Raw genomic sequence first — 12,796 nt, 5'->3', positions numbered from 1 at the left:
CACAAAATCCAAATAGATTTAAAATTTTGTGGATTGTTATGCAGAATACTATAATTTCTTCCCTGTCATCTTGTTATCGGGTTTTTCATCCCGCCCGGTCTTCTCTCTGTAATATCCTGCACGAGCAGCAAAGCTCCCCCGGTTTTACCTTCGATATCAATAAGAGGTATTACGGTCAGTTCCAGGAGCCTTTTCTCGCCTGATGACGCTGTGTATTGAAGTTTCTCTTCAGGGTGGATTTTTTTCTTTCCTCCTGCTCCCTCGATTTTTTGCTTCAATACTTTGGCTTCGATGCCCAGATTCAGATTGAATATGTTTTTTCCGACCGCACCAGACCGTTTTATTTTCCATATATTCTCATCAGCAGGGTTCCATAACTTGATCGTATGGTTTTCATCAAGTTCGATAAGGCCCTGGTTAATGTTCTGCAAAATCATTTTATTGATTTGTTCCCTTGAGTTGAAACGCTCGCTCCTGGCCATGAGCTCATCCCTTGTGGCTCCCAGTTCTTCATTAAGGGATCTTAACTCCTCTTTCGTTGATTCAAGCTCATGGGATTTAACCAGAAGATCATAAGTGGCAGATATAAGTTTCTTATTAGTGGCCACGAGCTTTTCTTTTATCGATTTGAATTCCTCGTTTAATTTACTGATATCCTCCCTGCACTTTACATGTCCGAGCGTATCGATACTTGTTATTATCACACCTCGCATCTCTCCGGTCTGGTCTATCAGCGGAGTAAGGACTATATCCATGAGCCTCTTCTCACCCTTAAAATCAGTGACCTCTGTATCTTCAAACCTGGTGATTTTTCTGAGTCGTCCCGTCTCCTCGATTTTCTGCAGGATGCCGGGTATACGCTCATTTATTCCGAGTTCATAGAGACTTTTGCCTATCGCGTTCTCAGGCTTTATCAGCCATATCTCCCCGGCAGAGCGGTTCCAGTGGGACACAATGTTATTGGTATTAATAACTATAAGACCGAAGTTGAGATTCTGGATGATACCGCGATTGTAAAGATCCATGGCTTCAAGCTCTCTTTTAGCTTCTCTGGCGGCCCTTTCGATGATCAGGTCCTCCAGTATCTCACGCCTCTCTATCCTGGGTACTATGACTGCTTCAGGTTGAGTTGATTTCTGGTAAATCCCTGACTCACCGTACACAGGTTTGAACAGCTTTGAGTTCCGGGGTGTAATTTCGTATCTTCCAAATACTACATAGCCATTATCATTCAGAGCAAAGTGCATCTTTTCCATGAGCTTGTTCTGCTGTTCAAGGTTATAGTAAACCAGCGCGTACCTGTATATAATGAGGTCAATGTTATAAAAAGGCGCATCAACTGTCAGGTTCTGCTTGCTGAAGATCACTCTCTGCCGTATATCAGTGCGGATGAGATAGCCTGAGTTTTCAGGGATAAAGTATTTATTAAGGTCTTCTTTCCTGATATTTTTAAGCCTGTCCATGTGGTATGTTCCTGTTCGCGCTTTAACAATCTCATTACCGTCTAAATCAGTCGCATATATCCTTATGTTGTAATCATAGAATGAATCACCCAGCTTATCAGCAAGCATTATCCCTATAGAATAAGGCTCAGACCCTTCTGCACAGGTTGCGCTCCACACCCTGATAGAACTGTCTCTTCTCTTGTCTGGTATTATCCGCGGGATTATCTCCTCTTTGAGTACCTCCAGGGCTTCGGGATCGAAAAAGAAATCATACCTGTTTATAAGCAGCGCATTGAATAGCTGTCCGTATTCATCAGGTTGCCTGTCCAGCAGTCCCATGTATTCTTTGTAAGAAGTGAGTTTGTTCGCTTTGAGCCTTCCCTGCGCAACATCCCTGATTTTGTCCCTGCTGTATTCACTCAGGTCCAGTCCGCGCGCCTCCCGCACCTTCTGCACTAATGCTTCGACCTCATCTTTCCCGGCGGCAGACTTATCATTGTTTTGCATCTATTCACCCCTTACCAGAACCTCTATGGCATGAGCTATATCCTGGAGCGGCAGGATAAAGTCCACCGCACCTGTGGCAATAGCTGCCTGGGGCATCCCGAAGAATTCGGATGTTTTCTCATCCGAGGCGATCGTTGTCCCTCCTCTTTCTTTTATAGCCCGGATACCCATCGAACCATCAGACCCTGTCCCTGTCAGGATAACGCCTATAGACCTGTCACCAAAATCAGCTGCCACAGATTCGAACAGGAGGTCTATCGAAGGGCGGACGAAATGCACGAATGCGGTGGAGGTTAGCACTATTTTCCCGTCGTTTGCAAGCATATGCTTGTTCGGCGGCGCAATGTATACAGCATTGATATTTAGATCCTCCCCGTGCTCGGCCTCCTTTACCTTCATCTTGCAGTTCCGCTGCAATATCTCAGCCATCAGGCTCTTATGCCTTGGTTCAAGATGCTGGACAACGAGTACAGCAACAGGCAGGTCTCCAGACAAACCTGATAAAACAGTTGATAGTGCTTTGAGCCCTCCTGCAGATGAACCTATCGCGACAATATTAAATTGCCCCATTTTCCACTTCCTGGTCAGAATCCAGACAGAATTTATCATGGATAATATCGTTCTTATGTTTAATAAGTCTTGGGTTTTCGATATTAGGAAATGAACAAACTTCTTGTATTTTGAGATAACATTGAATATCATAGTTGCTATCTATAACAATGGCTTTGTATGACTAACAAGGGAAAGAAATCAAAAACCAATAACAAAGAAAGACATGAGCTCCCAAAGGAATCTGACAGTAAAGAAGACGGGGAATCTGTTCCCGATATAGAAAATAAAACTGCTGATGAAGAGGGCATCTTCCCCATAGTAGGCATAGGCGCCTCAGCAGGCGGTCTTGATGCTTTAGAAAAATTTTTCACAAATATGCCATCCGACAGCAGAGTGGCTTTCGTGGTCGTCATGCACTTCGATCCTACAGGCAAGAGCATTATGGCAGATATATTAAAGAAGTACACAAATATGGAGGTATTTCAGGTAGATGACGGGATGAGAATCAGGCAGAACTGTGTGTACATCATTCCGCCCAACAAGGACATGGCAATACTGCACAGGACGCTGCACTTATACGAACCTGTAGTGCACAGGGGAGTAAGACACCCGATAGATTTCTTTTTCAGGTCTTTATCAGATGACCAGAAGGAATATGCTATCTGCATCGTTCTCTCAGGGACAGGCACCGAAGGCACCCTGGGATTACGAGCCATAAAGGGCGAGGGCGGGGCGGTCATGGTGCAAAGTATAGAATCCGCTGCCTACGATGGCATGCCAAGAAGCGCCATAGCCACAGGGCTTGTTGATTTCATCCTGCCGCCTGAGAAGATGCCTGAGCAACTGTTAAACTATGTAAAACAATTCTATGCTACAGGTATAAGACCTGAAAAAATAGTGAGCGAACAGATCACTAATTACCTGCAGAAAATAATTATACTTATCCGGAACCAGACAGGGCTGGATTTTTCACAATACAAACAAAGCACACTTATCCGCAGGATCGACCGGCGGATGAACCTGCACCAGATTAGCAGGATATCGGATTATGTCCGCTACCTCCAGGAGAACCCGGCTGAGATCCAGATTCTCCATAAAGAGTTTTTAATTGGAGTTACAAGTTTTTTCAGGGAACCTGAGGCTTTCAAGGCTCTCAAAGAAGAGGTAGTGCCGGAGATATTTAAAAATAAGACACCTGACCAGACTGTGAGGATATGGGTTCCTGCGTGCTCAACCGGTGAAGAAGCATATTCTTTAGCCATAATCCTGAAAGAATACATGGATGAGACAAAAAGCGATATCAAAGCCCAGATTTTTGCCACCGACGTTGACAGGGAAGCGATTGAGGCAGCCCGCACCGGTGTTTATCCTGAGAATATCGCTCTCGATGTATCTCCTGAGCGTTTGAGCCGTTTTTTTATAAAAAACTCCGACAGTTATAATGTAAATAAAGATATAAGGGAAATGGTGGTCTTTGCACCGCAAAACGTCATAAGCGACCCGCCTTTCCTCAGGATGGATCTTATCAGTTGCAGGAATCTTATGATATACCTTGTACCAGAGGTACAGAAAAAATTACTTCTCATTTTCCAATATTCTCTGAACCAGGATGGATTTCTTTTCATTGGAAGTTCAGAAACTATAGGTGAGTCCACAGATCTCTACTCCCCTGTTGATAAAAAATGGAAGCTCTTTAAACGTAAAGGGGAGAGGACACCTCTGCTCCCTGTACCGGGAGTTATACCCTCAGCTCTAAGGGTCGAGGTGCCGGGACGGGGTGAAATAAAAACCAGACCGGTCAATATTGGCGAACTGATCGAAAAGATGCTGCTCGATACCTATACACCGCCGAGTGTTATTGTAAATGAAAAAGGTGATATTCTATATATCCACGGGAGGACGGGTAAGTATCTGGAGCCGGCGTCCGGCAGACCGAGTCTGAACGTGCGGGAGATGGCGCGCCAGGGCATAAGGACCGAGTTGAACATAGCACTTCATACAGTCGTAACGCAAAAAAAGGACGCTATCTTTCGGAATTTGAATGTAAAAACAAACGGCTCTGTTCAAACCATCAACCTGACGGTCAGGCCCATAAACGAGCCGGAAAGATTGCAGGGGCTGATAATGGTGGTCTTTGAGGATGTGCCGCCCCGCGAAGTCCCAAAGCCGGCTGAGCTAACATCCGGATCGAAACAGACTGAAGAATATGTTACTGAAATGGAGAAAGAGTTAAAGTACACAAGAGAAAATCTGCAGGCAACAATAGAGGAACTTCAGACCTCAAACGAGGAACTCAAATCGACCAACGAGGAATTGCAGTCAGCCAACGAGGAACTGCAGAGCACGAACGAGGAGCTGAATGCATCCAAAGAAGAACTGCAATCGCTCAACGAGGAGCTGGTAACGCTCAACGCGGAGCACCAGACCAAGATCGACGAACTCTCAAAATCTGCCAGCGACCTGAGCAATGTGCTCATAAGCACGGAGATCGCCACTATCTTTCTGGATAATAGCCTGATCATTAAAGGTTTTACCCCTTCAGCTAACAGGATAATGAATCTCATTCGGACCGACATTGGTCGCCCGATCAGTGATATTGTTCTGAACCTGAAGGACGTGGATCTGGCTAAAGATTCGGATCAGGTGCTCGACAATTTAGTCTTCAGGGAAAAAGAGGTAGAAGATACAAGAAATAAAAAACGGTATTTAATGAGGATTACGCCCTACCGGACAATTGATAACGTTATCGATGGAGTTGTTATTTCATTCATTGATATCACCAGGCTCAAGCATGCTGAGATGATGCTGGAGCAGGATTACCGGGTATTTACCACGAGCATAATAGATACGATAAGAGAGCCTCTTCTGGTACTGGATGAAAACCTTACGATCATACTTGCAAATCGATCTTTTTACAGGATGTTTAAAGTTTCGCCGGATGAGACTGAAAGCAGATTCATCTACGACCTTGGTTACCGCCAGTGGGATATTCCGCAATTGAGAAAACTGCTTGAGGAGATCGTACCGAAGAGCACTCAGTTCAATGATTTCAGGGTCGAGCATGACTTCCCCGGGATAGGACAAAAGGTATTACTGCTCAATGCGCGCAGAATCTATCAGGAAGGTAAGGGCACAGAGAGAATCCTTCTTGCCATTGAAGATATAACGGGGCGCAGCCAGGAGAAAAGCTGATGTAACCAACATCGTCAGGTTAATTAATAAATGGTTACTAATACCATACTGGTTGTGTGAAATGACTGAAAAGGTAAAGACATCAGATAACAACAAAAAGCAGAACCCGGATCTCTCAAAAGGAGACCAGAACCCCGGAAATACCGAAGAGCCTTCTTCTCAAGCCTGGAGCGAAACCGATAAACAAGATGAAAAGGAAACTTTCCCTATAGTGGGCATAGGTGCATCAGCAGGTGGACTTGAGGCTTTAGAGAAATTTTTTGCTAACATGCCTTCTGACAGCGAAATAGCTTTTATAATCGTTATGCACTTTGATCCCAAAGCCAAGAGCGTCATGCCTGATATATTAAAGAGATATACAAAAATGGAAGTCTTTCAGGTAGAAGACGGGATGAAGGTCAGGCAGAACTGCGTGTACATCATTCCACCCAACAAGGATATGGCAATTCTGCACGGGATACTGCATCTTTATGAACCCATAGTGCACAGGGGTGTCCGGCATCCAATAGATTTCTTTTTCAGATCATTAGCCGATGACCAGAAAGAAAAGGCTATCTGCATTATTCTCTCAGGAACAGGGACGGAAGGCACCCTGGGCTTGAAAGCCATAAAAGGTGAAGGAGGCATGGTCATTGTCCAGAACATAGAATCCGCACTCTATGACGGCATGCCCAGGAGCGCCATAGCCACGGAGCTTGTTGATTTCATCCTGCCGCCTGAGAAGATTCCTGAGCAACTGTTAAACTATGTAAAACAATTCTACGCTACAGGTATAAGACCCGCAAAAGTCATAAGCGAGCAGATTGCCAGTCATCTCCAGAAAATAATTATTCTTGTCCGGGATAACACAGGGCTGGATTTCTCCCACTACAAACAGGGTACTCTCATACGCAGGATAGAGCGGAGGATGAATCTTCACCAGATAGATAAAATAGCAGATTATGTCCATTACCTTCAGGAGAACCAGCCTGAGATTTATATTCTCTACAAAGAATTTTTAATTGGGGTTACCAGTTTTTTCAGGGATCCTGATGCTTTTGAGAACCTGAAAAAAAACTCAATACCGGAGGTACTGAAGGGCAGGAATTATTCTCAACCGGTGCGCTGCTGGGTGACTGCATGTTCCACCGGTGAAGAAGCCTATTCCTTAGCCATAATCTTCAGAGAATATATGGATGAGGTAAAGAGCAACTTCAAAATCCAGATCTTCGCCACCGATGTGGACAGGGAGGCGATTGAAGTAGCCCGTACCGGTGTTTATCCTGAGAACATCGCAATTGATGTATCTCCTGAGCGTTTGAGCCGTTTTTTTGTTAAAAAATCCGACCTGCCGGGCTACAGTATTAAGAAAGATATAAGAGAGATGGTGGTATTTGCACCCCAAAATGTCATAAGTGACCCACCTTTCTTAAAGATAGACCTTATCATTTGCAGGAACCTGTTGATTTACCTCGTCCCAGATGTACAGAAAAAACTATTGTATCTTTTCCACTATTCTTTAAACCCGGCCGGGTTCCTTTTCCTTGGAAGTTCAGAGACCATAGGAGAACTCACAGATCTCTATACTGCTGTTGATAAAAAATGGAAAATCTTCAGAAGCACAGGTGAGAAGGCACATTTACCTCTGATAGCACCACCAGTCCCTGCACCGAGGATTGAGGTTACCAGACCGGGTGAAGTAAGACATGGACAGGCAAGGATTGCAGAACAGGCAGAGAAAATACTGCTTGATGCCTACGCCCCTCCCTGCGTTATTGCGAATGAAAAAGGTGATATCCTCTATATCCACGGCAGAACTGGCAAATACCTTGAACCTGCACCTGGCAGACCGAGCTGGAATATACTTGAGATGGCGCGTGAAGGTATAAGAACGGAACTGAACATAGCACTTCACACAGCAGTAACGCAGAAAAAGGATGCCATCTTTCGGGATTTGAGCGTAAAGACAAACGGCGGTTATCAAACCATTAATTTAACTATAAAGCCCATCAGGGAGCCGGAAACCATGGCCGGGCTGATACTGGTCACTTTTGAGGATGTACCGGTGCATGAACATGAAGTATCAGAAGAAAAAAAAGCGGTCTATGAGCCAGAAGAGCTTAAAAAGTATGTTTCGAATCTGGAAAAGGAATTGAAATCCACAAGGGAGAACCTCCAGGCAACAATAGAGGAATTGCAGGCTTCCAACGAGGAGCTAAGATCGACAAATGAGGAGCTACAATCAGCAAATGAGGAACTGCAGAGCACAAACGAGGAGCTGAATGCATCCAAAGAGGAGCTGCAGTCGCTCAACGAGGAGCTGGTAACTCTCAACTCAGAGCATCAGACCAAGATTGAAGAGTTGTCAAGAACCGTGAGCGACCTGAACAATGTCATCTCAAGCAGTGAGATCGCTACCATCTTTCTGGATGGCGATTCACGCATTAAAGGTTTTACTCCGGCTGCCACAAGGATAATAAACCTGATCAGGACTGATATCGGAAGACCAATCATCGATATTGCCACGAACCTGGTGTACAAGGATCTGAGTAAAGATGCAGACGAAGTGCTCAACACTTTAGTACCCAGGGAGTCAGAGATGCAGGATACCAAAAATAAAAAGTGGTACCTGATGAAAATTTTACCCTACCGGACTGCTGAAAACATTATTGAAGGTGTTGTTATTACATTCATTAATATCACAGAGCGAAAGAGATGTGAGAAATTAGAGCATGATGCCAGAGTATTTACTGACAACATCATAGATACAATGCGCGAGTCTGTTCTGGTGCTAGATAAAGACCTGAAAGTTATAATGGCCAATAAGTCTTTTTACAGGACATTTCAGGTTTCGCAGGAAGACACTATGAACAAACACCTCTACGACACAGGCAACCGCCAGTGGGACATCCCGGAGTTGAAAGAAAAGCTTGAGGATGTCTTACAGAAAGGCACTGCGCTCAATGATTTCGTAGTTGAACATGAGTTTTCCGGCACAGGGCGAAAGGTAATGCTGCTCAATGCACACAAGATATATCAGCCGGAGGGCGCAGAGAGAATACTCCTGGCTATTGAAGACATTACTGAATGTTTGGACAGGATTTACAGGATGAAAATTAATCCTGTCCAGAATAGATATTCAGACAAGCTCTAATGCGAGTATAAACTGAACTCAAGCAGAGCGGGAGATAAAAGAATTACATCTAAACAAGAAAAATCAGAAACCCTGCGCAAACAGGCTGAAATAGCGTTGAAACCTCAGACAGTAGACTTGCAGAAGCTATCGACCAAGGATGTCCAACATCTGGTTCATGAACTGCAAGTGCACCAGATGGAACTGGAAATGCAGAACGAAGAGCTTCGCAGGACACAGAGCGAACTTGAAGACTCACGCAACAGGTATTCTAACCTATATGATTTCGCTCCAATAGGTTATTTTACTTTTGATAAAAACGGGCTTATCATAGAAGTAAACCTAACTGGTGCTAATAAATTAAGAATAGAGAGGAGTTTTTTGATTAAAACACCGTTTTCTCTTTACGTGGATTTTAATAGTAAAGATGTGTTTTATCGCCATCTGCGTAATGTTTTTAGAACCAAAACCAGGCAAAGTTGCGAAATTAGACTTGTGGATAAGAATAAGAATCAATTCGATGTCCAGCTGGAGAGCCTTGCAGTGCAGGATAGAGAGGGTAACTTCAGCCAATGTAGAACAGCGATAATCGACATCACAGAGAGAAAAAGGCTTGAATCGCAGTTATTGCGGGCGCAGCGGATGGAGAGCATAGGCATTCTTTCAGGCGGCATAGCGCATAATCTTAACAATATGCTCACGCCAATGATGCTGTCTCTGCGTATGCTAAAGGAAAAATTCAAAGATGAACAGAGCCAGAAATTGCTTACTATCCTTGAAATGAACTCCCAGCGCAGTGCTGATTTAATAAAGCAGGTCATGTCATTTGCACGGGGTGTTGAAGGTGAACGCAAACCTCTTGAGGTAACACATCTTATATCTGAAATTGAGAAAATTGCAGAAGAGACATTCCCAAGAGATATCAAACTCCAGACTGATGTACCGGATGATCTCTTTACCATCTCAGGAGATGCCACACAGTTGCACCAGGTTATAATGAATTTGTGCGTGAATGCCCGTGATGCCATGCCAGGTGGCGGTGTATTGAGTATCATAGCCTCGAATTTTTTTGTTGATAAGAACTATGTGATGATGCATACCGATGCAAAGGTTGGTTCTTACGTTGTCATTGCAGTCTCGGATACCGGAACAGGTATTTCTCCTAAAATAATGGATAGGATTTTTGAACCGTTTTTCACAACAAAGGAGCATGGCAAAGGCACAGGTCTTGGTCTTTCAACTGCTCTTGCGATAGTGAAAAGCCACGGCGGATTCATTAATGTGTATAGCGAAATCGGGAAAGGAACAGCATTCAGAATATATTTGCCTGCGATTAAAACAGAAATAGCTGAAATACACAAGGTATGTGAGGAGCGGAAACAACCTGAATTGCTCGCAGGAAAAGGGGAATGGATTCTTGTTGTTGAAGATGAAGAAGCAATTCGTAATGTTACTTTTTCGATATTGGAAGATAACGGGTATAAAGTGCTTAATGCTAACGATGGTGCAGAAGCAGTAGCATTGTATGCTGGAAATATAGATAAAATCAAAGTTATTCTAATGGATATGATGATGCCGGTAATGGATGGCCAGTCAAGCATCCGGGCGATCCGGAGAATTAATCCCGATGTCAAGATCATTGCAGTAAGCGGATTGACAGAAAAAGATAGACTTGCGAAAGTCTCAGACCTTGCAGATGCTTTTTTGCCAAAACCTTACACCACCGGGAAGTTACTCAAAACCATACATGAGGTTTTGTGTGCAAAATAGGGGTTTTTCAGAATGTGGTTAAGGTACGCTCCGGTTGGGCATTCGTTCAGCATCAGGAATTGACTGGATGATTGGCTTCAAAATATAGATCTGTCGGATCTGACAAGTGTACGCCGCCTCAGCTTCGCTTCACTCAACATCGGCGGCTGCTTGCCATACTTGTATTATTCTTCTGGTTTGAGCGCCTCGCCCACCCTTCGGGCGACCTCGGCGATATGCAGAACCGTTTTCGAAACCAGTTTTAGGAGAGAGGAAGATGGACAATTGACAAATACATTTACTTGTTCATCTTGTATGATATGTATCTTAAAATGAAATGGAAAGATCATAGACGACTTGTTATAGCGGCAGCAAGGAAGCAGTAAGTCCCTCATGCCACATATAGAGGATTATTAGAAGGTGTAATATACCCGGATAAGACCAATAGCTGGAGGAAGGAACATGGAAGATCAATGGAATCGCACCATAATCCAAACATCGGTAAGATTATAGACTTGATAGGGCAAGCCCGCCGCTTCTGGATAAGCGGTAAAGAAAACGATGCTGGATTTCAACTTGGACAGGCTCTGCATCATATTCATGATGGCCTGATCAACAAGAATGATTGTTTCTGAGAGTCGTCACGGGTCGTCATCTGAATTTCTTTAAGTTCTCATAAGATATGTTATTAAAGTGGACGAATCCTCAACATCAACATCAAAAGGCTTTTATTCTAATGACTCTGAGAAGAGATTATGAGTTCGGAAATTGAAAATGAGGTCCTGACCGAATTAAAGCACGCTGCTAGACCACTGGTGGAACTTGGTCTATACGGATCCACCAGAGAATTCATCAGGGATGTAACTTCAGAATTCATCAAAAACAAAATAGAATTTTATAAAAAACAGCTCAAGGCTTTTGAGAAAAAATATGGTGCGTCTTTTGGCACTTTTTCAAAGAAACTGGAAAAAGGCGCATCTATCCCTGAGGAAGACGACTGGATGGAATGGGAAGCTGCCGAAAACATGTTAAAAGTGTGGAAGCAAGCGGCCAAAGAGACTGGTGTAAGTGCATAGAACAGTTAAAATTTTAAGGGAATCCAGTATCATTGAATCTATTCTCTCTATTGATTCGGATGCTTTTGGTGAATACTATAGGCTAAAAATTCAGGTACGCTTGATAAACGGCTGGAAACTCCACGTCTGGGAACATGCCATGCCTGGATTGCGAAGATACGCTTATCATGTGTCATCAGGGTCGAATCTTATTGTGAGATGGGATAACGCACCGCACCACAGGCAAATAAAGACTTTTCCATATCATAAGCATTCCAAGGAAGAGGTTCTTGAATCGAAAGAAGTAGAAATAGAAGAGATTTTAAAAGAACTGGAACGAATGATCAAGGATCAAATCTAATAATAATATTTAATTAATGAATTTAAAAAATAAAGGACTGAAGAGATTATGGACTTGAGCAAGGCAATATCTCGGAAAATATATGAGTGGTTGCTCTTTTTCCTCCTTGGCTATCTTTCAACTGGATCGCACATTCTTTTAAGATGCATCCTGATAGCACCATATTGCATGGGTACATTTCTGCCGACGGTGCCTATCCCTAACCCAGACAAAAGCCTCTGGATTATCCCTGAAAGGATGATTCACGAGCCAAGTGGCAAGGTAAGGCGATGAGAAGATTATCCTCACTCTACGCATGCCGGTCTTCCCATCTACCATGAGAACGGCTCCATACTGGTCAAACTTCACATGCTTGATCTTAAGGTTTCCAAGCTCGCTTATCCTGGCGCCGCTCTCATTCTTGTAGTCTCGCTTCGTTGCTTCAGACCTATCCATACGCTCTATAGCTCCCACAAGTTTAATAACATCCTGTTTGGAAGCCTTACTGAAATCTTTTCCAAACACCTCTGCCAATACTTTGAGCTCCATTAAATGCTTTATCACCCTCACCACTTTCAGGTCTTCTGCAAAACAATAGCTCTCATACTCAAATATTACCTGCTTATTCGCCTCACTGGTGTTTGAACTTCTTACTCTTTCCTCAGTCGTCCTGAGATTCTTTTCATAGTTGTACAACATTCCTTACTTCACTCCCATCATATTGCTTAAACCCTCAGAGAGCAATGTGAAACTAATCATGAACCTGCTGGTTCATAGATAAACATGAAAAATAAATACTGCTGTATCGTCTTATTATTCTTGCGGTATAAGCAGAGAAAACCAA

At 43.6% G+C, this 12,796-nt stretch carries 8 protein-coding genes; 5 read left to right on the top strand and 3 right to left on the bottom strand.

All coding sequences use genetic code 11. The features are described 5' to 3' along the window. Window positions 1–65 precede the first annotated feature (65 nt). Both FIB07_06525 and FIB07_06520 read right to left on the bottom strand, forming a co-directional pair. The gene (locus tag FIB07_06525) at window positions 66–1,952 is read right to left on the bottom strand and encodes a PAS domain-containing protein (GenBank protein NJD52510.1); all 1,887 of its coding nucleotides are present in this window, start codon (window positions 1,950–1,952) and stop codon (window positions 66–68) included. Further along, on the bottom strand, window positions 1,953–2,561 hold the full coding sequence (locus FIB07_06520) for a chemotaxis protein CheB (protein NJD52509.1): 609 nt from the start codon (window positions 2,559–2,561) through the stop codon (window positions 1,953–1,955). It lies immediately after the preceding gene. 120 nt (window positions 2,562–2,681) lie between these two features. Between FIB07_06520 and FIB07_06515 the strand changes: the two genes are divergently transcribed. The 5 genes from FIB07_06515 (at window position 2,682) to FIB07_06495 (ending at window position 11,973) form a co-directional block, all read left to right on the top strand. Beyond that, complete coding sequence (locus tag FIB07_06515) at window positions 2,682–5,696, top strand: PAS domain-containing protein (protein ID NJD52508.1); 3,015 nt, start codon at window positions 2,682–2,684, stop codon at window positions 5,694–5,696. A gap of 61 nt (window positions 5,697–5,757) precedes the next feature. Continuing rightward, window positions 5,758–8,829, top strand: a complete 3,072-nt coding sequence (locus FIB07_06510; protein NJD52507.1) for a PAS domain-containing protein — start codon at window positions 5,758–5,760, stop codon at window positions 8,827–8,829. A gap of 177 nt (window positions 8,830–9,006) precedes the next feature. Next, a complete protein-coding gene (locus FIB07_06505) occupies window positions 9,007–10,578 on the top strand; it encodes a response regulator (GenBank protein ID NJD52506.1) in 1,572 nt (523 codons plus the stop codon). Between the two features lie 734 nt (window positions 10,579–11,312). Further along, window positions 11,313–11,633, top strand: coding sequence for a hypothetical protein (locus FIB07_06500; protein NJD52505.1), 321 nt, complete (start codon window positions 11,313–11,315; stop codon window positions 11,631–11,633). Then, complete coding sequence (locus FIB07_06495; GenBank protein NJD52504.1) at window positions 11,626–11,973, top strand: hypothetical protein; 348 nt, start codon at window positions 11,626–11,628, stop codon at window positions 11,971–11,973. Before FIB07_06500 ends, FIB07_06495 begins: the two co-directional genes overlap by 8 nt. A 138-nt stretch (window positions 11,974–12,111) precedes the next feature. On the opposite strand, the gene FIB07_06490 is transcribed toward FIB07_06495, so the two are convergent. Next, window positions 12,112–12,651 (bottom strand): hypothetical protein, encoded by a 540-nt coding sequence (locus FIB07_06490; GenBank protein NJD52503.1) that lies wholly within the window; start codon window positions 12,649–12,651, stop codon window positions 12,112–12,114. Window positions 12,652–12,796 lie beyond the last annotated feature (145 nt).

This window comes from Candidatus Methanoperedens sp. (genome assembly GCA_012026795.1).
Lineage (GTDB): Archaea > Halobacteriota > Methanosarcinia > Methanosarcinales > Methanoperedenaceae > Methanoperedens.
This window is presented reverse-complemented; position numbering and strand designations above follow the sequence as displayed.